This is a genomic window from Streptomyces prunicolor (genome assembly GCF_045162825.1).
Lineage (GTDB): Bacteria > Actinomycetota > Actinomycetes > Streptomycetales > Streptomycetaceae > Streptomyces > Streptomyces prunicolor.
In genome coordinates this window covers 8,774,138-8,793,946 of the sequence record NZ_CP108676.1, presented here as the reverse complement: position 1 = coordinate 8,793,946, position 19,809 = coordinate 8,774,138, and the positions used below count along the sequence as shown (strand labels likewise).

Below are 19,809 nucleotides of genomic sequence, written 5' to 3'. Positions count from 1 at the left end.
GCCCTTCTTAGCGTTACTGACACGGCCGGAAACGCGTACTGAAGGGGCGAGACGGTGATCACTGTGGCAGGTAGCGGCAAGGCGTCGAGAGCAACCGACAGCGCGGGAACCGAAGTTCTCCCCGTCGACGTCGAGACGATTTCAGAAAGCACCGAGGCAGCCCTCTCCATGCAGATGGCCACCTCCACACGCAAGGACATGGACACCGCCCTGCCGGAGATCGTCGGGCACCTCAACCTCCTGCTCGGTGAGGACCTGGGGGCGGACGAGGACGACGACGTACGGGAGCTGTTCCGCAAGGGATATCGGCTCCTCGACCTGCAGAACCGTCCGACCGCGGAGACCCCGTCGTTCGGCGCCTTCATCTACCTCCGGGATGCCGCCGACGTCACGCGAAGGCTCCTGTGGATCTACACACAGCGCCACGGACTCGGTGCCCCGTGAGTATCCGGGAGGACCAGATCGTCCGGGAGCTGTCCCACTACATCTACGCGCACCCTGACGAGCAGATGGCGCTGATGCCGGTGTACGACGCCGCCCGCGACCACGCGCAGCGCGGGACCTGCACCCACAGCCGGCACTGCCCCCTCGTAACGACGGGCGCAGTCATCGTCGATGAGCACAATCGCGTCCTGTCCCTGCGGCACGAAGGCACCTTCGCCCTGGCGGAAGCGGAGCCGGAGGAGCAGGACGACTCGCTCGGAGGGGCGGCCCTGCGTCTGCTGGCCGAGGCGGTCGGCATCCGGGACGTGTGGACGGAACCCGACAGCGATGGCCCCTTCCTGATCGACGTGACCAGAGCGGGGCAACACAGGTACGGCCCCCGCCTCCGGATCGGCTTCCGATACCTGTTCCGGGCCCACTCCGGCGCCATCGCCCCGATGGTGCTCGGAGCCGGCGCGGCGGCCTGGATGCCCTTTGGGGAGATCGGTATCCCGTCAGTCCGCGACCGCCTTCACGGCCACCTGGTCGGTACCCCTTGAGCCCTCGGAACCAACAACTCTGCTACGTGGCAAGCCTCTTGGCACTCGGCGGTTCGATCCTCCTGGCCATCTGGAGAGGCTGAATGTACGAGCGCCGCACCACCGAACCAACTCCTGTGCCTCCTCCCCTCGGTACCATCCCCGGTCACAGGCAACCAAGCGATGTCCACGTTGGCGATTTCGTGTTCCTCGACGGGTTGTACCTGCGGGTCCGCGACATGAGGTCCGCCGGCACCGCGGGGCGCCGGGTTCTGATCTTCGACGGGCACTCCCCGTGGGTCATGTACGAGTCGGCGACGACGTATCGGCCTGTCGAACTCCTCTGACCCGAAGTCCCATTCAGCCATTACGAGAACTGTCACCTCACGCCAGCGAGAAGCTTCGCCATGCGCTTCCGCAGGATCCACGGAGCGGGGAACGACTTCGTCTTGTTGTCCGACCCCGCTCCGGACAGCGAGGAGGACTGGCCGAAGGAGGCCGAGCGCCTCTGTGCCAGGCGAACCGGCGTAGGCCCGGACGGCCTTGTCATCAGCAGCCTGATCAGCATCAGCCCGGTCGCCCTCGAAGTCACCTGCTTCAACGCCGACGGCTCGATCGCCACGATGTGCGGCAACGCTCTGCGGTGCGCTGCCTGAGCCGCACACCACGACCACGGCTTCCGCGAGATGAGTCTGCGCATGGCGGGGGTGATGCACAAGGCGATCGTGAGCGACGACTCCGTGTGGGTCACGGCCGAGGTCGGCGCAGTCCATCCCCGACGGGTTCAGACCGTCCTCAACGGCAAGCCGACCTGGTTCGACAGCGCCCACACCGGCACCGAACACGTCGTCGCCGTCGTAGACGACGTGGATGCCATCGACGCGGTACTCGTCGGACGCCTCATCCGCCACCACGCCGACCTGGCCCCGCTGGGGACGAACGTCAACTTCGTACAGGCCGCCGGCCGCCAGGCGCTGAAGATCCGCACCTACGAGCGCGGCGTCGAGGCGGAAACCCTGTCGTGCGGGAGCGGAGCCGTCGCGGCCGTCGTCATCGCCACCCTGCGGGGCCTCGTGTCGCCGCGAACCGTCACCGTCCACAACCGCGCCGGAGAACCACTCACGGTCCGGCCACATCCCGACCGACCGAAGCGAACGCACTGGGTCGGCGGACCGGTCACCCACACCTTTGAAGGGGTCCTCGCATGACTCAGTTCCTCACTTCCAGCTCTGACCTCGCGGTGCGCGAGGCCGCCCAGAACCTTCGCAACTGGCAGCGCGACCGCGAGGGGCTCGGTGTCGCCCTCGTCTACGGGCCGGTATCAGCGGAGGACCGGCTGTACCACTCGAAGTGCCCCGTGGACCAGCGCTCCGTGACCGCCCTGTCCGAGGCTCTCGACGACATCGGTGCCCGCTGGAAAGTGTTGAACCCCTGCGAGCCGGACTTCATCACGGAGTTGGCCGGCTACGACGTCGCCCTCTCCAACCTTCACGGTCCGTACGGAGAAGACGGGAGGCTGCAGGGCCTGCTCGACTACCTGCGCGTGCCGTACTGCGGCAGCGGAGTCGCAGCGTCCGCGGTCGCCGCCGACAAGATCCTCTGCAAGCGGGTGATGCTGAGCCTCGGCGTCCCCACCCCCGGGTGGTGGGTGTGGTCCGGCGGGCCGATGCACTGGAACGGGCGGGCGGCGATGGTCAGACCGCCCTTCGGCGGCTCCAGCGTGGGCATGAGCCTGGTCCGCGAACAGGCAGATCTTCCCCAGGCGTTGGCGGACGCGGCCGGCGAAGAAGGCGATGCCGTATTGGTCGAGGACTACCTGACCGGCGTACCGCTGACCGTGGGGCTCCTCGAACTCCCTGAAGGCGCGGTCGTGGTGTTCCCTCCGCTGGCCACCGAGGCGACTGACGCGGAGTTCTACGACGCCGACACCAAGCTCGACGTGGACTCCAGGGGCGCCGTGGCCGTGCGGGCTGCCGAGTTGGCGCCGGAGGTGCTGGCCAAGGTCACCGAGTGCCCCACGACGCTGTGGGACGGGCTCGGGTTGCGTGGTTCGGCGCGCGTCGACTTCATCCTCGCCGAGGACGACGAGCCGTACGTGCTGGAGGTCAACAGCGCGCCGGGCATGTCCCGTGACAGCAACTTCGTGGTGGGCGCCGCGTTGGTCGGATTCACGCACACGGATGTCGTAGTGGCGATGCTGCACGAGGCGTTGACCCGACCGCCATACGATGTTCCTCTGCCCACTCCCGCGTTCTCCAGCACCACGCTGACTCGGGAGGCTGCCGTCTCACCGTAGGAGCCCGCCTGCTGTGTCGCGCGTCCACGATGTCCCCATGTGCCGACAGCTCATCGCCCCCACGGAATGGGATCTGCATGGAGGCTGGGCACTCGGGGACAGGGTGGAATGGTCCAACCGGGCGTGCGGCCTGGCGTCGCTGAGAATGATCCTGCTCGCCTACGGGCGCGCGGCACCCACGGTCACGGAACTGCTGAGACTCGCGGTCAAGCACGAGGTCCTGACCCCGCATGGGGCGCTCCACGCGGGGATCGCGAGCCTGGCCACCGACCTCGGGGTCCCCTCGACCGCCGAACCGGTCCCGGCCGAAGACCTGACGAGGCGGCTCGACGACGCCCCGCTTATCGTCTCTGTGACCGAGCAGTTCCCCGACGACGGCCGGGCAGGCGGGCACCTCGTCATCCTTCGTGGCTACGAGGACGGCTCCGACCCAACGATCGAGTTCCGAGACCCGTCGGCCTGGGGTCAGACACACGATCGAGTCCCCCTCAGCCGCGTATCCGCTTCCTATACCGGCCGCGCGATCACCTTCGCGCCCCTCCATTCACAACGGAGAGTCTTGATGACCGAGGCAGACGGCGACACGACCGAGGCCCCAGGCGGCCGGAGGATCGCCGTACTCGGAGAGATGCTGGAGCTGGGCGACGAAGCGGTGGAAGCTCACCGCGAGGTCGGGCGCATGGCAGCGGAGAACGGCGTCGATCTCATCGTGACGGTCGGCGCCGCACTCGCCAAGCAACTCGCCCTCGCGGCGGGTGCGGCGGGCGTGCCGGACATCGCCATGGTCGGCGACAACGGCACTGCCGCCGCCTACCTGGCGTCCATCCTCCGCCCCGGCGACGTCGTCCTCGTGAAGGCGTCCCGCGGCGGACAGCTCTGGCAGATCGCCCAAGCCCTCATCGGGCAGCCCGTCACCGGCCTGTGAACAGCCATCCGCCCGGAGAGTCGACCGCTACCTCCATCGGCTAGAGGTGCCGGACGTGGTGGACGTCTATCGAGGTGTGCAGGACTGGGTCTTCCAGTGTGGCCGTTCGACATGGCCAGAACCCCAGAAGGCTGAGAAGTCGGACCGTAAGCCGGGGTACAGGGAACCGGAATAGGGAACCGTTGGTCTTGGCCGTGGCTCTGTTGAACTCGCCGGGTGGATCGTGGGCAAGTGCCATCGAGCGGATCCAGTGAACCGGCCCCGCGCTGGCGCTGAAGTATTCACTAGGTCGGCGCACGGTCGCGTTGGCGCCGAACAGCAGGCCGTCGCCAGATGACGACCCCAGGGGACTCTTTCCCCGTAGGTGCCGCATCGGTCGCTCAGAGCGCGCGGGCGAGGAAGACGTCGGTGACCTGGAGTACGTCGATTCCTCCGCCGTGGGCGTCGAGCAGGCGCCCGACCTCGGCGAGTGCCCGCTCACGGCGGTCGTCGGACAGGATGCGGTAGGCAGACAGCGAAGTGAGATAGCCGAGGTAGCGGTCGGTGTCGTATCGCAGATCCTGCGAGAACCGGACCGACCGCAGATCAGTGAAGCGGCCATCCCGACGGCACTCCGTGTCCGGCCAGACCTGGTCCCAGTTCCCGGGCTCGTCGCCGGAGAGGTCGCAGGCCAGGAAGCGGTGCGGTGACCCGGTGATCCCGTGGCGGTCTGCGATACCGGCGAGTTCGGCGCGCAATCCAGCGTCATGGATCCCGTGCGGGTTCCTGCCCAGCGCGATGGCACCGCCGGGGGCGAGCGCGGCGCGGACCAGGTCCCAGCGCCGGCCATGGTCCAGGAAATTCCAGGCGGAGGCGGCGAACAGCAACCCGTACTGCCGCCCGCCCGGTTGCCACTGCTCGAAGTCGCCGACCTCGACCCGGACGTTCGGATATCCGGCGGTGTTGCGTCGCAGCACCTCGGCCATGCGCGCATCCGGCTCGACGCACACCAGCGGAATCCCCAGCACGGCGAACGGCACCGTGGCCTTCCCGGTACCCGCGCCGATCTCCACAGCCGCACGGTCCCCGAGAGCCGCGTACGCCAGCACCTCGGTGACCATCGCGTCTGAGTAGCCGGGGCGGGCGGCATCGTAGAGCTCGGCCACCTCACCGAAGACCTTGCTACGGGCTGCGTTGACGTGTCCCTCTGAGGTCATGAGCGTCCCTCGGCTTCTTGATCGGCAGGCGGGAACCCTACCGACCTGACCGGCCGCAAGCCACCTCTTCAGGAGCCGCCCGCTTGCTCCAGACACCAACCTCCGCGGTCCGTGTCAACGCCTGCGAAGGTCCCGTATGAGCCCAGTTGCCACCGACAAAGCCCGGCGCCCCGGACAAGTGATGTCCGGGGCGCCCTGGCCGCGGTGGCCGCTTCTTTACACCGCGGCGATGCCCTCCATGCCGGACTCGGCGAAGGGAGGCAGTCCGGTGGTCGTGCCGACCTTGGTCAGGGAACCGTCGCGGCCGATGCGGAAGCCGTCGACGGTGCCCGATGTCGCGTTCTGCACGTAGAGGAACTTCTGGTCCTTCGTCACCGCCAGGTCGATGACGCCCTGGGACTTGGCGGATGGCGGGGTGGCGACGCCGACGTCGTTGGTGAGCGCCAACTTGCCGTGGCGGTCCGTGCGGTAGCCGGTGACAGTCGAGTTGCCGGTGTTGCCGCCGTAGAAGAAGTCGCCGGCGCGTTCTAGCCAGCACAGCGTGTCCTGGCCGTTGGGCAGGCTCTTCTGGACGGTCTTGAGGGTGCCGTCGGCGCGCACCTTGTACGTACTGACCGTCGAGTCCTTGGCCTCGGCCACCAGCATCCGGCCGGCCCGGTCGAAGCTGATCGCGAACGGCACGGCACCGGCTGACTCGTTGACCTTCGCATGCCGCGCGGGCCGTCCCGCGCGGGTCATCGGAAAGACCTCAAGGGTGTTGGCGGACTTCGTGGTGACGACCAGCTCACGGCCGCCCGGGGTGAACGCGACCTGGCCGGGTGAACTGCTGAACAGCGGCACCTTCTCGTTGTCCAGCCCGAGCGAACGATGCGTGTCACTCAGCGGTACCAGGCCCTTGGCCGTGAGGCGGAACCCCTCGACGCTGCCCGCGCCGCCCGCGTTCATGACGTAGGCGACGCGTCCCGAGACCGCGATCGAGGCGGGGAAGTCACCGCCGGAGCTCACCACTTGACGATCCGTCAGCTTTTGTCCCTCGACCCGGAACGACGTCACGGTGTTGCTGCCCGCGTTGACCGCGAGGAGCAGCCCGGACCGGTCGTCGTAGACGAGTGAGCCCTGGGAGGCGAGCGAGTCGGTGGGCGCGTCGACCTGGTCGCCGCCCTTGCCGCCGGTCGCGTAGCTGCCCGCCGCGCTCAGCGTGCCGTCCTGGGCGCGCTTGAAGACGTGGATCGTGTTGCCCTTGAGTTCGTTGCCCTGCACGAAGACCGCGTGTTCGGCCCTGGCCTCGGCCTGCTTCACGGTGTCGTGCCCGTGCGCCACCTCTCCCGCCGAGGCGACGGTCACCGCCGTCACAGCCGCCGCGGCGGCGAGAATGCCCGCTCCGACGATCGTCAGCTTGATCTGCAACGGTGACCTTCGCCTGATGTGCCTGCTCATACGCCGCTCCTCGGGCCTTCGCCGCCACCGCGGGGTCGGTGGAGAACGGGGACCAGAGTTGCCCCTGGGGTGAGTGAGCCGTAGGGATTCGGCCGTCACGTCAGTTTCCCGTAACAACTCCGTGCGCGTGGGAAGGAGTTGCAGGGAGATCCTGCGGCACGCACCGACCGTGCCGGCTACCGGCGGGTATGTCTCACGACCGCTCCAGGAGGACCGCTTCGCCTACTTCATTTCGTGGAGCCCGGTTCGGGGTCCGGGCCTCCGAGCGGCAGTTGTCCGTACCCGCGGGCCATCGCCCGCGGCTATCGTGCCGCCAATGACGACCACTGCCACCATGACGCTGAGCGACGCGGACTTCGGCGCTCCGATCCAGGACCGCTTTTTCGAGGATTACGTCCCGGGTTCGGTGTACGTCTACGGCAGCATCACCATGACCGAGCAGGACATCCTGCGGTTCGCCGGGGAGTTCGACCCGCAGAGCATCCACACGGACCCTGAGGCCGCCGAACAGGGTCCCTTCAAAGGGCTGATCGCCAGCGGCTGGCACACCTGCGCCGTCATGATGCGCCTGTACGCCGACCACTACGTCAGCAAGGTCGCGAGCCTCGCCTCTCCCGGCATCGACGAACTGCGCTGGGTCCGCCCGGTCAAGCCCGGCGACAGCCTCTCGATCCGTACGACGATCCAGGAGGCCCGCGTCTCCCGGACCAAGCCTGACCGCGGCATCGTGCACACCGCCATCGAGGTGGTCAACCAGCGGGCGAGCCCGTGCTCACCATGACGGCGATGAACATCCTGCTGCGGCGCACGCCTCAGCGATAGTCGGGGTTGGCCGCGTCGAGGCGGCAGCCGGCGTCCCATTCGGAGCGCTGGTTGCCGTGCGCCGGGATGCCCCCGGTGCGCTTGAGCATCGCCGCCATGTGCATCAGGTTCCAGGCCATGAAAGTGGTGTTGCGGTTGGTGAAGTCGTTCTCCGGACCGCCCGAACCGGGGTCGAGGTAGGAGGGTTCGGGGCCCGCCGGGCCGATCCAGCCCGCGTCGGCCTGCGGCGGGATGGTGTAGCCGAGGTGCTGGAGGCTGTAGAGGATGTTCATCGCGCAGTGCTTCACGCCGTCCTCGTTGCCGGTGATCAGGCAGCCGCCGACGCGCCCGTAATAGGCGTACTGGCCTGCGGAGTTGAGCAGTCCCGAGCCGCCGTAGAGCCGCTCGATGACTTTCTTCATGACCGAGCTGTTGTCGCCCAGCCAGATCGGCCCGGCCAGCACCAGGATGTCGGCGGCCATCACCTGTTCGTACAACGCCGGCCACGCGTCGGTGGCGAAGCCGTGTTCGGTCATGTCCGGGTAGACGCCCGGCGCGATGTCGTGGTCGACGGCGCGTACGACGTCCGTGGTGACGCCGTGCGCTTCCATGATCGCCCGGCTCTTGTCGATCAGTCCCTCGGTGTGGCTCTGCTGCGGCGACGGCTTGAGTGTGCAGTTGACGAACAGGGCGCGCAGGTCGTCGAAGCGGTACGGGTCGTCGAGCTGGTCGGGGGCGGGCGATGGCTGGGTCATGGAGGCTCCTTCACGCGAGACCGCCGGGGCGAGTCCCCCATCCGGTCCGAGCCGTGGCTCGGCGACAGCGTCTCGCGTGGATCCCGGCCTGTCCCTCTGCGACGCACCGGCACCCGACGCTTGCGCACGGCGCCCGGTCGTACACCGTGCGCCCACCGTCCATCACGAGGATCCTGGGCTCAGCCCCGGGCGCGACGGGCACCGGGCAGGACGACAAGGCGGCGGTGCGATGGCCATCGACGTGTCCGCGCAACGTGTGATTCCCGTTCCGCCGGAGCAGGTGGCGGCGTACGCGATGGACTGGCGTCACGATGACGAATGGACGCAGGGCATCCGTAGCGCGGAGCTGACGAGGGAAGCCGACGGCGGTGGTTTCGGTGTCGGGGCCGAGGTCACCCGTACGGCGTACTTCCTGGGCCGGCGCATCGACTACGTCCTGCGCGTGGCCGCGCACGATCCGCCACGACTGCTGGACATGGTGTCCGTGGCCGGGCCGATGCCCATGCACGTCACCTACACCTTCAACCCGCATCCCTCCGGGACGACGGCCCGTATCCGCGTCCAAGGCGGCGGGGGCGGCTTCTACCGGATGGCCGCACCCCTGATGGCCCGCCAGGTCCGCACTTCCATCGGGAGGGACCTGCGCGACCTCGAACTCAGGCTCACCGGCACGAAATGAGAAACCCCCATGGCATACGACGAAGGGCTGGCCGAACGCGTCCGCGCACGGCTCGGCGTGGACCCGGACATCGCCGAGAAACGGATGTTCGGCGGGATGGCCTTCCTGTACCGAGGGAACATGGCCGTCGGCGTCAGCGGCAGCGACCTCATGGTGCGCGTCGGGCCCGAGCACACCGACGCGGCCCTGGCTCAGCCCGGCACCCGCGTCTTCGACATGACCGGCCGCCCGATGCGCGGCTGGATCCTGGTCGACTCCTCCGTCCTGGCCGAGGAGGAGGCGCTCGGCCGGTGGATCGACGAGGGGCACGCTTTCGCCGCGAGCCTGCCGCCCAAGTGAGTTGAACTGGACCGCACTCGTGCCCGGCAACCGACCATCCCGCATCGGGCAGCGATGCCGAGGCTATGAGCAGGTCTTACGGGCCGGTGACATGACGGGCGTGGTGCTGCCGAGCGGCGGGGTCGCGGTCCTAGCGTCGGGCGTATGCGAGTACTGGTCACCGGCGGTGCCGGGTTCATCGGGTCCCATGTCGTCGAGGCGCTGACCGCGCGGGGGCACGAGGCGGTCGTGTTCGATCTGCGCGACGGCCACGACGTGCGCAGTCCCCAGGCGGTCGCGTCCGTGCTGCCGGATGTGGACGCCGTGTGTCATCAGGCGGCGATGGTGGGGCTGGGGACGGGGTTCGGCGACGCGGCCGACTACGTGTCGCACAACGACCTCGGTACGGCGGTGCTGCTGACCGCCATGGCCGACGCGGGGGTGCGCCGGCTGGTGCTCGCCGGGTCGATGGTCGTCTACGGCGAGGGCTCCTACGCCTGCGAGCGACACGGCCCGGTGCGGCCGGGCCCCCGGGCCGTGGCCGATCTGGACGCGGGGCGTTTCGAGCCCCGGTGTCCTGACTGCGGTGAGGAATTGGCGCCGGGGCTGGTGGGCGAGGACGCTCCGGTCGACCCCCGGAACGTGTACGCGACGACCAAGCTGGCCCAGGAGCATCTGGCGGCGGCGTGGGCGCGGTCGACGGGTGGTTCGGCGGTGGCGCTGCGCTACCACAACGTGTACGGCCCGCGGATGCCGCGCGACACCCCGTACGCCGGGGTCGCCTCCTTCTTCCGCTCCGCGCTCGCCCGTGGTGAGGCCCCTCGGGTGTTCGAGGACGGCGGCCAGCGGCGGGACTTCGTGCACGTACGGGATGTGGCGGCGGCCAATGTGGCGGCGCTGGAGTCCGAGCCCCGGAAGGGGGCACTGACCGCGTACAACACCGGCAGCGGGGACCCGCACACGGTCGGCGAGATGGCGCGGGCGCTGGCCGCCGCGTACGGCGGGCCCCAGCCCGTGGTGACCGGGGAGTACCGGCTCGGCGACGTCCGCCACATCACGGCGGACTCGTCCCGGCTACGGGCCGAGCTGGGCTGGAAGGCCGAGGTCGAATTCGCGGAAGGGATGCGCGAGTTCGCGACGTCGAAGCTGCGCGGGGAGCAGTAGGCGGCCAGGGACCGGTCGACAGTCGGCCGGCGAGCACCAGCCGGCCGAGGACGTCTCCGGCGTTCACGCCTCGGCCATGGGCAGGGTCACCTCGAACCGGCAGCCGCCGGACACGTTCCGTACGGCGGCCCGTCCCTGGTGCGCCTCGACGATCCCGCGCACGATGGCGAGCCCAAGACCGGCCCCGGCCGGCGGGGTCCGCGCGTGCGTGCCGCGCCACCCGGTGTCGAAGACCCGCGGCAGATCCTCCTCCGGGATACCGCCGCAGCCGTCCGTCACCGACAGCACGACACCCTCGGCCGACCGCTCGGCGGCGACGGCGACCGTGCCGTCGGCCGGTGTCCGCCGGATCGCGTTGACCAGCAGGTTCCCCAGCACCCTGCTCATCTCCTTGCCGTCCACCTCGACCGGAACCGGCTCGATCCAGTCGCCGACCAGCCGTACACCGTGTTCCCGCGCGAGCGGGTCGGCTCCCGCGAGGGCGTCGCCGATCAGGTCGTACAGGGACATCCGCGATGGGGAGAGAGTGAGTGTCCCGGCGTGGATGCGGGAGAGTTCGAAGAGGTCGCCGACCATGCCGTTGAGGCGTTCGACCTCGGTGCGGATCTGGCGCAGGTAGCGGGCGGGGTCGGCGGCGACGCCGTCCTCCAGGGCCTCGGACATCGCGCGCAGACCGGCCAGCGGGGTGCGCAGATCGTGCGAGATCCAGGCGACGAGTTCACGGCGCGACGACTCCAACGCGCGTTCCCGGTTGCGGGATTCGGCGAGCTTTGCGCTGGTCGCGGCCAACTCCCGGCTCAGGTCGGCCAGTTCGGCGGTGCCCGGACGGTCCGGGGCGAAGAAGTCGCCGTCGTCGCCGAAGTCACGTGCGGCGAGGGCGAGTTCACGGCTGCGGGCGACGACCCAGCGGCCGAGCAGCAGGGCCGTGGCCAGGGAGACCACGGCCGCCATGGCGACGACGGTGGTGACCACGGTCAGGTCGTGCGAGGAGAGGAACATCGCCTGCGCCACGGCCAGCGTCCCGGCGAGCATCGCGGTCACCGCAACGGCCGCGACCACGGCGACGGAGGTGGTGAGCGAACGCCGGCGCAGCAACCACAGCGCACCCACACCCAGCACTCCGGCCGCGGCGGCCCCGAGGAGGGCGAACAGGGCTATGAGCAGCATGTCGCGCATGATCAGCCCTCCCCGGTGCCGACCGTGCCGGTGGCCTCGAAGCGGTACCCGACGCCCCACACCGTCTGGATGAGCCGTGGCCGCCCGGGATCGTCCTCGACCTTGGCGCGCAGCCGCCGCACATGCACGGTGACGGTCGACAGATCACCGAAGTCCCACCCCCACACCTCCCGCATGAGGTCCTCCCGGCTGAACACCCGCCCGGGGTGGCGCAAGAAGAAGGCGAGGAGGTCGAACTCCCTGACGGTGAGGGCGAGTTCGGCTCCATTCTTGGTGGCGCGGCGGCCGGCTGAGTCGGCGGTGAGTCCGGCCGACCGCAGGGTGCGTGCGGCGGTCGCGGGCCGAGTGCGCCGTAGCACCGACTCGACGCGCAGGACCAGTTCACGGGGGCTGAACGGCTTGGTGACGTAGTCGTCGGCGCCGACCTCCAGGCCCAGGATCCGGTCGTCCTCGTCGCCGCGCGCGGTGAGCATGATGACCGGCACGGGCCCGTGCCCGCGTAGCCGGCGGCACACTTCAAGGCCGTCGATACCCGGCAGCATGAGGTCGAGCACCACCAGATCGGGCCAGTGTGCGGCGGCCCGGGCGAGAGCCTCCGGCCCGTCCTCGGCGCGGTCCACGACGTATCCGGCACGGTCGAGATACCCAGAGACGACCTCGGCGACGGTCGGATCGTCGTCCACGACGAGGACGCGCATCGTGTCCCGGGGCCTGCTCAGGACGGGTACGGCGGCTGGGGATTCGTACGGCTGCTGCATGTCGTCCAGCGTCCCACCGACCGCGCTCGCCACCCGGTTTCGTGTCTCGACGTCCGCGTTTCGTAAGGACCCGAAGCCCGATATGCCCGATTCTCGCCCGTAGGGTGAAAGCCGTGACGACCTCCCCCGCAACGGAACCGGACACGGCGCCTGTCGACGTGGTCCTCCCCTGTCTGAACGAGGCCGAGGCCCTGCCCTGGGTCCTGGCCCGCATCCCGGCCGGCTGGCGTGCGCTCGTCGTGGACAACGGATCCACGGACGGTTCGGCGGAACTGGCCCGGAGCCTCGGCGCCACCGTCGTGCGCGAGGAGCGGCGCGGTTTCGGTGCCGCCTGCCACGCCGGGCTGCTGGCCGCCACCGCGGACATCGTGTGCTTCTGCGACTGCGACGCCTCGCTCGACCCGTCCCTGCTGGTGTCCTTCGTGCGCGAGGTACGGGACGGTGAGGCCGACCTGGTGCTCGGGCGGCGCCGGCCGCAGGGGCGAGGCGCCTGGCCCGCGCACGCCCGGGTGGGCAATCTCGCGCTCGCCGGGATGCTGCGCCGCCGCACCGGACTGCGCCTGCACGACCTCGGCCCGCTCCGTGCCGCCCGCCGCGCGGATCTGCTCGCCCTTGGCCTGACGGACCGTCGCAGCGGCTACCCGCTCCAGATGGTCGTCCGCGCCGCGGACGCCGGTCTGCGCGTCGCCGAGCACGACGTGCCGTATCTGCCGCGCACCGGCGCCTCCAAGGTCACCGGTACCTGGCGCGGCACCTGGCAGGCGGTGCGGGACATGCGCCGTGTCCTTGCCGAACCCCCGGCGCCCGCAGGCGGGTCGGCCACCGGCTCCTTCTCCGCACCGCAAGGAGCGAACTCCCTGTGACCACCCTTCTCGTCATCGCCAAGGAACCGCTGCCGGGACGGGTGAAGACCCGGCTGACTCCGCCGTTCACGCCCGAGGAGGCCGCCGCGCTCGCCGAGGCGTCGCTCGTCGACACCCTGCACGTGGTGCTGGCGACGCCCGCGCGGCGACGGGTGCTGGTGCTCGCCGGAACACCCGGTCCCTGGCTGCCGCCGGGCTTCGATGTCGTACCGCAGTGCGGCGGCGGGCTAGACGAGCGGCTGGCCGCCGCCTTCGCCGGCTGCGACGGGCCCGCGCTGCTCATCGGCATGGACACCCCGCAGGTGACACCCGACCTCCTCACCGTCGACTTCGCCGACTGCGACGCGTACTTCGGGCCGGCCGAGGACGGCGGCTTCTGGGCTCTGGGCCTCGCCGCCCCCGATCCCGAACTCCTGCGCGGCGTACCGATGTCGACGCCCACCACCGGCGCCGTGCAACGCGGCCGGCTGACCGCCGGGGGACTGCGCGTCCGTGACCTGCCGAGTCTGCGCGACGTCGACACGGCGTACGACGCCGAACTCGTCGCCGCCGTGGCACCGGAGGGGCGGTTCGCCAGCGAACTGGCCAGGCTGCAAACGGCAGTTGCCCGGTGAACGCCGGACACGAGACGGAGCAGCCGACGGCGAAGGGGAGTCCGGCAACCGCCCTCATGAACCACCCCCCGCCTAGCCTCGTTGGTCACCCGAAGGCGGATCTCGGCGAGCGATCCGCACCCACCGCCGGGCGGCTGCCCTCCGCAACGCTCGACGTCACGACACGCCCCTGGTCCGCCGATCCCTACACCGATGCGCTGCGCACCGGCCGCGGCCCCCTCTACCTCCGCCGCAGCGACGGCTGGCTGCTGCCCCTGGAGGTCGAGCGCTGGTGCTCCGAGGCCGACGCGGCGGACCGGGAGGTGCTGGGGCGGTGCGAGGGGGCCGTGCTCGACGTGGGCTGCGGGCCTGGGCGGCTGGTGGCGGCGCTCGCCGCACAGGGGCGGCGAGCGCTGGGTATCGACGTCAGCGAGGCCGCCGTCGCGCACACCGTACGGCTGGGCGGGCAGGCGCTGCGCCGGTCCGTCTTCGAGCCCGTCCCGGGCGAGGGCCGCTGGGACACCGCCCTTCTCATCGACGGCAACGTCGGCATCGGTGGCAACCCCCACGCCCTGCTGCTCCGGATGTCCCAACTCCTCACCTGGGAGGGGCTGTTGATTGCCGAGACCGCGCCGGTCGATGTCGACGAGCGCGTGCAGGTGCACGTCGCCGACGGGCGTGGCGCCTCCGGCACGGACTTCCCGTGGGCCCGCCTGGGCACCCCGGCCCTGCTGCGCCACGCCCGCCGGGCGGGGTGGCGCACGGACGGTCAGTGGACGGCCGGCGGCCGCTCCTTCCTCGCCCTGCGCAACCGCAGGACGAGCAGCGCGGCCGAGCCCCCGAACAGCACCGCCGTGACCAGCAGCCAGCGGGACAGGAACCCGTCGCCGGAGAGGCCGGTGGCGGACCTGTAGTGGTCCGCCACCTGCCCGCTGATCAACGGGAACCACACCAGCAGCAGGAGGCCGGAGAACATCGCCGGGACCCGGACATAGACCGTCCAGGTCCGGCGGCCGACGGCGCCCAGTGCTCCCGCCAGGGCCCGGTCCGCCCCCGCGTACAACGGCACCAGCACCAGGTCGTGCACCAGCGCCGCGCCCACGAACCACAGCGCCACCCCGAACCAGTCGTCCGCGAGCAGCCGCACCCCCGCATACCCGGCGAGCGCGAACGAGCAGGCGAGGAGAAGGATCTGCAGCGGGCTGCCGAGGGGCGGCCGCCTGAACGGAATGCGCATCACAGGTCTCCGAACGTCATCCGGGCCACCCATTTGGTGTTGAGCACGCCGGGCGCCGCGGGGACGATGACGCGCGCCGGGTAGCCGTGGTCGGGGGTGAGGTCTTCGCCGTTGACGAACAGGGCGAGGAGGGAACGCGGGTCGGCGACCTGGTTGGCGCGCAGGGCCGCGCGCCGGAACGCCCCGTGGCGTTGCAGCGACTCCACGAGCACGTCTACGGGATCGTCGTGTCCGACCAGGGCGGCCAGATCCCGCAGTCGTACACCCCGCCACCACTGGTCCGAGGTCGACCAGCCCTCCACGCAGGCGATGGGCAACGCCGAGCTGTGGAGCGCCAGTTGGAGGAGCTGGGGGCGGGCGAGCCGTACGCTGCGGCCCTCGCGCCCGGTCACGACCAGCCGCCACGCTTCCTCTCCGGTCTCCGTCGGGCTGATGCCCGCGTAGGCGGCCGTCTTATTGATCTGGAACCCGCCTGGACCACCGCCCGGTTCGGGCCCGCCATGCGGGGCGAGGACCGCCGTCTCCCGCAGCGGTCCGTCGAAGCTGCGACCCGCCGTCGTGGCGAGCAGGAGCAGCGATCCGCCGCCCACCACGCCCAGGGCACCGCGCCGCGAGACGGTGGGTTCGGCGGGGTTCGGGGACACCAACTCCCCTTCCTCGACAGAGGTCTCGACAAGGGTTTCGTCTCGGAGGTGGCGCAGGTTGCGCAGGGCCAGGGGTGTCTTCAGCACGGCGTGCGCGACGAAGGCGGCGAAGAAAACCCAGGCGCCGTAGAAGTGCAGGGGATAGAAGGAGCCGGGAAAGACGTAGTCGAGCTGGACGTTGAGCGCGCCGGTGGTGAACTCGAACAGGCCACCGCCCACAAGGAGCAGCAGCGAGAGCCGTTCCAGCGCGTGGGCGAGGGAGCGGGCCGGCGGCAGAGCGAACAGCTTCGGCACGACCGACCACAGCTTCGCCAGCAGCACCGGGATCAGCACGATGCCGAGGGTGACGTGCACACCCTGCGTGAGGCGGTACAGCCAGGACGGGTGCGTCGGCCAGGAGAAGAGGTAGAAGCCGAGCAGGCCCTTGTCCGGGGTCTGGTCGTTCACCGGCGACAGGTCCGGGTTGTAGGCGGCGTACGACACCAGACCCGTCACGAACAGCACGGTGATCCCGACGAGCAGCACGACACCCAGTACGGAGGTGAACCAGGGCCCGCGCAACGGGCTGCGCCAGAAGGCGGGTGAGGAGGGAGAGCGTGGCATGACCTGACCGTAGGCCGGAGACACCCTCCGAACGGGTTCGCAAACCATGACGAAACCCTGACGTCCACTCCGGCGGCGGCTCCAGCGGGCACACCCCGGCCTAGCGTGTCGGTGTGAACCGCGATCTTCTCCGCGACCGTCCCCGTACCCGTCCCGACGACCGTCCCCGTGACGTTCCGGGCGACCGCCGACGCGACCTCGTCCGCGACCTGGCCGCCGCCCTCGCCGCCGCCCTGCTCGTCCTGGTGGCCGTCCTGGTCGGCACCGCCATCCAGCACCGTGACCATTCGCTCTTCGTCGCCTGGCCACCCGTCTTCGCCCAGTGGGCACCGCACGTCGGCCCCGGCACACCGGCGGCACTCGCCGTCGCGGTCGCCGTCGTCGCCTACGGTCCCGGCCTCGCCGCCCGACTGCCCTGGCGGACGCTGCTGTTCACCGCCTGGGGCACCGCCATGGCCTGGACGTTCTCCCTGTCCCTGGTCGACGGCTGGCAGCGCGGCATCGCCAGTCGGCTGACGACCACGAACGAATACCTCACGGTCATCGACCGCTTCCACGACATCCCCGCCACCCTGCGCGACTTCACCCACCACATCCTCAGCCACTCCCCCGCCCCCTGGCCCGCGCACATCGCCGGGCATCCCCCGGCGGCCACCGTCACCTTCGTCCTCCTCGACCGGATCGGACTGGGCGGCGGAGCCTGGGCGGGCGTCTGGTGCATCACCGTCGGGGCGACGGCGGGCGCGGCGGTCCTCGTCACCGTGCGCGTGCTCGCCGGTGAGGAACTCGCCCGCCGCGCCGCGCCGTTCCTGGTCCTGGCCCCGGCCGCCGTGTGGATGGGCACCTCCGCCGACGGCTACTTCGCGGCGGTCGCCGCCTGGTCGGTCGCGTTCCTCGCCCTCGCGGTCACGGGACACCGGCCACGCTCCGCCGGCCTCGCCGCCGGTCTCCTCTTCGGTCTCACCGCGTATCTCTCCTACGGGCTGACACTGTTCGCGGTCATCGCGGGCGCCGCACTGCTGCTCTGCCACCGACGGCTCACCCCTTTCCCCTACGTCGTCGCCGGCCTCACCGTCGTACCAGTCGTGTTCACGCTTCTCGGCTTCAACTGGTGGGACGCGTACCACCTGTTGATCACCCGCTACTACGAAGGCGTCGGCGGGACCCGGCCGTACAGCTACTGGGTGTGGGCGAACCTGGCCTGCACCGCACTGATCGTGGGACCGGCGACAGCGGCAGGTCTGCGACGCGCGGGCACCGCTTCCGCACGTCCCGAACTCCGGGACCTCCGGGGCGGTTTCCGAACCGCCGCGCCCGAACACCGCCTCGCCCTGCTCGTGTTCGCCGCTCTGCTCGCCCTCCTCGTCGCCGATCTCTCCGGCATGAGCAAGGCGGAGACGGAACGCATCTGGCTGCCGTTCGCGATGTGGCTGCTCCCCGCCTGCGCGTTCCTTCCCCGGCCCCGCGCCTGGCTCGCCGCACAGGCCGTGCTGGCCCTGCTCGTCAATCACCTGCTGCTGACGGGCTGGTGACAGTGAACCGGGCAAGCTCGGCAGGCTGTGCAGGGCGGTCGTCGCGCGCTTCACCACTCCGCCCCTCGTCACCGGTGACTCAGCCGACCGCCCCTGGCAGGCGTACGGGCCCTGGGAGTCGAGCAGCAACGCCTGTGGTGGGTAGTCGTCATGGATCCGTGGTCGGCGTCCTCACGTCGGGCGGCTGGTGTCGTGCGGCGATGCCGCTGAGTCGGCCCGCCGACGCCGCCGCAGCCAGTCGCCGACTTCCCCGATAGCGACGAGAAATGCGGACGAGGCCGTGCACTGGGCGAGTGAGGCGGGTTGGTCGAGCATCGCACCCAGGGACCAGAGGATGACGGCGATCAGCATCCACCAGACGACGAGCGAGACGGCGAGGCGCCGCAGGCTTTGCCGGCCGGTCACGTGGTGGCGTTCCTGGTTCGGCGTGGGGCAAGGGCTGCGTACGTGCAGCCCACCGCAGCCACGACACCTGCCGCTGCCGTAGCGACCAGGATGATCAACGACGGAGCGTCGGCCAGTCGCGGGACCGCGTTGAGGGGGGCGACGGAGTAGAGAGCGAGCAGGGCCCAGCCGCGCGGACGCATGGGAGCCAGCCAGTACCGCAGATGACGGGGTATCCGGCCAGTGACCAGGGCCAGCCCGGCCGGGAGCAACGTGAGCGAGAAGAAGACGAGACCGGTCCAGTGCCAATTCATGGGTGCGAGGGCTCCTGTGGTGGGCGGGACAGGGTCAGGCAAGGCGTACGGTGCAGGCCACAAGGGCGTCCGCAGCCGACGTGGCGTGGCCGGGACAGGCCACGCGACGCCTCGTCCGAACGACGCGTCGGGACTGCCCGAGACCACCGCGCACCGACGGCGCAGGCCCAGGGTCCTAGTCATGGTCATGGTCATGGTCATAGGCGACGCCCGCCGCCGTGGACCAGATGAGCGGTGAGCGCCCCGATGAGCAGGCCCCAGGCGAGAGAAGCGAGGCCGGCCTGGTTCCAACCGAGCAGGATGACGGCACCCAACACCGTCGTTCCGGCGACCACAGCCTGGCGGTTGGCGACAAAGGCCCACTGTTCGCGGGCGCTGCCCGGGCGCCGCAGCTCGCCGAGCGCTGCTCTGATCACCAGTGCGGCAGCCAAGATCGCGGGTGCCAGGAGGGAGGTGTCGGCGGCCATCAGCCGGACCTCCCGTCACACCGGTCCGCCCGCGCGGAGGTTGGAGGTACCTGCTCGTATGCATCCGGGATGCCGTCAGCTTCCGCGTGGGTGTACTCCTCCTCGTGCCCGCGCTGGTAGAGGCGGGCCTGTCCGCGCAGGAGCGGCGCCGAGAGGAGGGCGGAGGCCAGAGGGTCGAGCAGAACAGTGGCCTTGCCGTGCTCACCCCGCGCGGCCTGGGGCAGGCCGGTTCCCCGAGGACGAGTTCTCGTTTGAACTCGACTCCGGCGACCGGAAAGAACGCGGCCAGCAACCCGCCCGCCGGCCGATGATCGCAGCCAGGCCGAGCCCGAAGCCCGATACACCGAAGCGGACGTCGCGTATCGGCTCATCCGCACTGCGCAAGGACCTGTTCCCCCCGTACCCGAGCCGGCGCTACGGCGACCGGCAGCACCAGGCCGCCGGCTCTGTCCGTACGCGAGGCGCGAGCGACGGCCAGCCGCTCGCGGGGAGACGACAACGCCCAGCAACAGCGGGCACGAACGCGCAGTGGCCATGGCAGCAAAGCCTCCGGGACATCGGCGACATCGGGCACACGGCCCCTTCACGCCGACCAGACTTCCCGGCACACCTCGCATCACTTGACGCGTTCTTTGCACACTATCGCCGACAGCCCTTCGTGCCCAGCCCGCGCCCGCCACCGTCCGCTCTGCGGTATCGGAGCAG

24 protein-coding genes and 1 pseudogene are annotated in these 19,809 nt (G+C 70.4%); 16 read left to right on the top strand and 9 right to left on the bottom strand.

The features are described from left to right. Positions 1–54 precede the first annotated feature (54 nt). The 8 genes and pseudogenes from OG588_RS39990 to OG588_RS39955 all read left to right on the top strand — a co-directional run bounded on the left by OG588_RS39990 (position 55) and on the right by OG588_RS39955 (position 4,183). Positions 55–444 (top strand): hypothetical protein, encoded by a 390-nt coding sequence (locus tag OG588_RS39990; protein ID WP_405951502.1) that lies wholly within the window; start codon positions 55–57, stop codon positions 442–444. Beyond that, positions 441–983: an NUDIX hydrolase gene (locus OG588_RS39985; RefSeq protein ID WP_405951501.1), complete on the top strand. Its 543-nt coding sequence runs from the start codon at positions 441–443 to the stop codon at positions 981–983. The genes OG588_RS39990 and OG588_RS39985 overlap by 4 nt, the downstream gene beginning before the upstream one ends. A 182-nt stretch (positions 984–1,165) precedes the next feature. After that, entirely contained in the window at positions 1,166–1,309 is a 144-nt protein-coding gene (locus OG588_RS39980) for a hypothetical protein (RefSeq protein WP_405951500.1), read from the top strand. 60 nt (positions 1,310–1,369) lie between these two features. Then, entirely contained in the window at positions 1,370–1,618 is a 249-nt protein-coding gene (locus OG588_RS39975) for a hypothetical protein (protein ID WP_405951499.1), read from the top strand. Positions 1,619–1,660: 42 nt separating this feature from the next. Beyond that, the gene (locus OG588_RS39970; protein ID WP_405951498.1) at positions 1,661–2,170 is read left to right on the top strand and encodes a hypothetical protein; all 510 of its coding nucleotides are present in this window, start codon (positions 1,661–1,663) and stop codon (positions 2,168–2,170) included. Beyond that, positions 2,167–3,258 carry an ATP-grasp domain-containing protein gene (locus tag OG588_RS39965; RefSeq protein WP_405951497.1) on the top strand — a complete coding sequence of 364 codons (1,092 nt, stop codon included), beginning with the start codon at positions 2,167–2,169 and terminating at the stop codon, positions 3,256–3,258. The genes OG588_RS39970 and OG588_RS39965 overlap by 4 nt, the downstream gene beginning before the upstream one ends. Before the next feature lie 37 nt (positions 3,259–3,295). Then, a pseudogene (locus OG588_RS39960) lies at positions 3,296–3,652 on the top strand (hypothetical protein); the annotation flags it as partial. Between the two features lie 168 nt (positions 3,653–3,820). After that, entirely contained in the window at positions 3,821–4,183 is a 363-nt protein-coding gene (locus OG588_RS39955) for a glutamate ligase domain-containing protein (RefSeq protein ID WP_405953320.1), read from the top strand. A 380-nt stretch (positions 4,184–4,563) separates the two neighbouring features. On the opposite strand, the gene OG588_RS39950 is transcribed toward OG588_RS39955, so the two are convergent. Together OG588_RS39950 and OG588_RS39945 are read right to left on the bottom strand one after the other, a co-directional pair. Further along, positions 4,564–5,379, bottom strand: coding sequence for a class I SAM-dependent methyltransferase (locus OG588_RS39950; RefSeq protein WP_405951496.1), 816 nt, complete (start codon positions 5,377–5,379; stop codon positions 4,564–4,566). A 216-nt stretch (positions 5,380–5,595) separates the two neighbouring features. Next, complete coding sequence (locus tag OG588_RS39945; protein ID WP_405951495.1) at positions 5,596–6,816, bottom strand: lactonase family protein; 1,221 nt, start codon at positions 6,814–6,816, stop codon at positions 5,596–5,598. A gap of 316 nt (positions 6,817–7,132) precedes the next feature. On the opposite strand from OG588_RS39945, the gene OG588_RS39940 reads away from it, so the two are divergent. Further along, positions 7,133–7,597 (top strand): MaoC family dehydratase, encoded by a 465-nt coding sequence (locus OG588_RS39940; protein ID WP_405951494.1) that lies wholly within the window; start codon positions 7,133–7,135, stop codon positions 7,595–7,597. Between the two features lie 31 nt (positions 7,598–7,628). On the opposite strand, the gene OG588_RS39935 is transcribed toward OG588_RS39940, so the two are convergent. Then, the gene (locus OG588_RS39935; RefSeq protein ID WP_405951493.1) at positions 7,629–8,372 is read right to left on the bottom strand and encodes a flavodoxin family protein; all 744 of its coding nucleotides are present in this window, start codon (positions 8,370–8,372) and stop codon (positions 7,629–7,631) included. A 229-nt stretch (positions 8,373–8,601) separates the two neighbouring features. On the opposite strand from OG588_RS39935, the gene OG588_RS39930 reads away from it, so the two are divergent. From OG588_RS39930 to OG588_RS39920, 3 genes are all read left to right on the top strand, one after another. Then, positions 8,602–9,051, top strand: a complete 450-nt coding sequence (locus tag OG588_RS39930) for an SRPBCC family protein (RefSeq protein WP_405951492.1) — start codon at positions 8,602–8,604, stop codon at positions 9,049–9,051. Between the two features lie 9 nt (positions 9,052–9,060). Continuing rightward, positions 9,061–9,390: a TfoX/Sxy family protein gene (locus OG588_RS39925; RefSeq protein ID WP_405951491.1), complete on the top strand. Its 330-nt coding sequence runs from the start codon at positions 9,061–9,063 to the stop codon at positions 9,388–9,390. A 144-nt stretch (positions 9,391–9,534) separates the two neighbouring features. Beyond that, positions 9,535–10,533: an NAD-dependent epimerase/dehydratase family protein gene (locus OG588_RS39920; protein ID WP_405951490.1), complete on the top strand. Its 999-nt coding sequence runs from the start codon at positions 9,535–9,537 to the stop codon at positions 10,531–10,533. Between the two features lie 63 nt (positions 10,534–10,596). On the opposite strand, the gene OG588_RS39915 is transcribed toward OG588_RS39920, so the two are convergent. Beyond that, a complete protein-coding gene (locus tag OG588_RS39915) occupies positions 10,597–11,709 on the bottom strand; it encodes a sensor histidine kinase (protein ID WP_405951489.1) in 1,113 nt (370 codons plus the stop codon). Positions 11,710–11,711: 2 nt separating this feature from the next. Further along, positions 11,712–12,467 carry a response regulator transcription factor gene (locus OG588_RS39910; RefSeq protein WP_405951488.1) on the bottom strand — a complete coding sequence of 252 codons (756 nt, stop codon included), beginning with the start codon at positions 12,465–12,467 and terminating at the stop codon, positions 11,712–11,714. Positions 12,468–12,571: 104 nt separating this feature from the next. Here OG588_RS39910 and OG588_RS39905 point away from each other — a divergent pair, with 104 nt between their 5' ends. The 3 genes from OG588_RS39905 to OG588_RS39895 are packed head-to-tail and all read left to right on the top strand — an operon-like array spanning position 12,572 to position 14,837. Beyond that, a complete protein-coding gene (locus OG588_RS39905) occupies positions 12,572–13,330 on the top strand; it encodes a glycosyltransferase family 2 protein (protein ID WP_405951487.1) in 759 nt (252 codons plus the stop codon). Further along, positions 13,327–13,944, top strand: coding sequence for a DUF2064 domain-containing protein (locus tag OG588_RS39900; protein ID WP_405951486.1), 618 nt, complete (start codon positions 13,327–13,329; stop codon positions 13,942–13,944). The genes OG588_RS39905 and OG588_RS39900 overlap by 4 nt, the downstream gene beginning before the upstream one ends. A 56-nt stretch (positions 13,945–14,000) precedes the next feature. Further along, positions 14,001–14,837: a class I SAM-dependent methyltransferase gene (locus tag OG588_RS39895; RefSeq protein WP_405953319.1), complete on the top strand. Its 837-nt coding sequence runs from the start codon at positions 14,001–14,003 to the stop codon at positions 14,835–14,837. Between the two features lie 322 nt (positions 14,838–15,159). Here OG588_RS39895 and OG588_RS39890 read toward each other — a convergent pair whose 3' ends face one another. Beyond that, positions 15,160–16,407 (bottom strand): molybdopterin-dependent oxidoreductase, encoded by a 1,248-nt coding sequence (locus tag OG588_RS39890; protein WP_405951485.1) that lies wholly within the window; start codon positions 16,405–16,407, stop codon positions 15,160–15,162. Between the two features lie 113 nt (positions 16,408–16,520). On the opposite strand from OG588_RS39890, the gene OG588_RS39885 reads away from it, so the two are divergent. After that, the gene (locus OG588_RS39885; RefSeq protein ID WP_405951484.1) at positions 16,521–17,939 is read left to right on the top strand and encodes a hypothetical protein; all 1,419 of its coding nucleotides are present in this window, start codon (positions 16,521–16,523) and stop codon (positions 17,937–17,939) included. Positions 17,940–18,110: 171 nt separating this feature from the next. Here the strand turns inward: OG588_RS39885 and OG588_RS39880 are convergent, their stop codons facing one another. From OG588_RS39880 to OG588_RS39870, 3 genes are all read right to left on the bottom strand, one after another. Further along, the gene (locus tag OG588_RS39880; RefSeq protein ID WP_019070523.1) at positions 18,111–18,344 is read right to left on the bottom strand and encodes a hypothetical protein; all 234 of its coding nucleotides are present in this window, start codon (positions 18,342–18,344) and stop codon (positions 18,111–18,113) included. Beyond that, positions 18,341–18,637 (bottom strand): hypothetical protein, encoded by a 297-nt coding sequence (locus OG588_RS39875; RefSeq protein ID WP_405951483.1) that lies wholly within the window; start codon positions 18,635–18,637, stop codon positions 18,341–18,343. The genes OG588_RS39880 and OG588_RS39875 overlap by 4 nt, the downstream gene beginning before the upstream one ends. 197 nt (positions 18,638–18,834) lie before the next feature. Further along, positions 18,835–19,104, bottom strand: a complete 270-nt coding sequence (locus OG588_RS39870) for a hypothetical protein (protein ID WP_405951482.1) — start codon at positions 19,102–19,104, stop codon at positions 18,835–18,837. Positions 19,105–19,809 lie beyond the last annotated feature (705 nt).

Excerpts from the sequence above, each read along its gene's own strand:
- OG588_RS39975 (WP_405951499.1), top strand. The coding sequence starts at position 1,370 with ATGCGCTTCCGCAGGATCCACGGAGCGGGGAACGACTTCGTCTTGTTG.
- OG588_RS39935 (WP_405951493.1), bottom strand. The coding sequence starts at position 8,372 with ATGACCCAGCCATCGCCCGCCCCCGACCAGCTCGACGACCCGTACCGC.
- OG588_RS39915 (WP_405951489.1), bottom strand. The coding sequence starts at position 11,709 with ATGCGCGACATGCTGCTCATAGCCCTGTTCGCCCTCCTCGGGGCCGCC.
- OG588_RS39890 (WP_405951485.1), bottom strand. The coding sequence starts at position 16,407 with ATGCCACGCTCTCCCTCCTCACCCGCCTTCTGGCGCAGCCCGTTGCGC.
- OG588_RS39875 (WP_405951483.1), bottom strand. The coding sequence starts at position 18,637 with ATGAATTGGCACTGGACCGGTCTCGTCTTCTTCTCGCTCACGTTGCTC.
- OG588_RS39895 (WP_405953319.1), top strand. The coding sequence starts at position 14,001 with ATGAACCACCCCCCGCCTAGCCTCGTTGGTCACCCGAAGGCGGATCTC.
- OG588_RS39940 (WP_405951494.1), top strand. The coding sequence starts at position 7,133 with ATGACGACCACTGCCACCATGACGCTGAGCGACGCGGACTTCGGCGCT.
- OG588_RS39925 (WP_405951491.1), top strand. The coding sequence starts at position 9,061 with ATGGCATACGACGAAGGGCTGGCCGAACGCGTCCGCGCACGGCTCGGC.
- OG588_RS39965 (WP_405951497.1), top strand. The coding sequence starts at position 2,167 with ATGACTCAGTTCCTCACTTCCAGCTCTGACCTCGCGGTGCGCGAGGCC.
- OG588_RS39870 (WP_405951482.1), bottom strand. The coding sequence starts at position 19,104 with ATGGCCGCCGACACCTCCCTCCTGGCACCCGCGATCTTGGCTGCCGCA.
- OG588_RS39950 (WP_405951496.1), bottom strand. The coding sequence starts at position 5,379 with ATGACCTCAGAGGGACACGTCAACGCAGCCCGTAGCAAGGTCTTCGGT.
- OG588_RS39910 (WP_405951488.1), bottom strand. The coding sequence starts at position 12,467 with ATGCAGCAGCCGTACGAATCCCCAGCCGCCGTACCCGTCCTGAGCAGG.
- OG588_RS39955 (WP_405953320.1), top strand. The coding sequence starts at position 3,821 with ATGACCGAGGCAGACGGCGACACGACCGAGGCCCCAGGCGGCCGGAGG.
- OG588_RS39930 (WP_405951492.1), top strand. The coding sequence starts at position 8,602 with ATGGCCATCGACGTGTCCGCGCAACGTGTGATTCCCGTTCCGCCGGAG.
- OG588_RS39920 (WP_405951490.1), top strand. The coding sequence starts at position 9,535 with ATGCGAGTACTGGTCACCGGCGGTGCCGGGTTCATCGGGTCCCATGTC.
- OG588_RS39945 (WP_405951495.1), bottom strand. The coding sequence starts at position 6,816 with ATGAGCAGGCACATCAGGCGAAGGTCACCGTTGCAGATCAAGCTGACG.
- OG588_RS39970 (WP_405951498.1), top strand. The coding sequence starts at position 1,661 with ATGGCGGGGGTGATGCACAAGGCGATCGTGAGCGACGACTCCGTGTGG.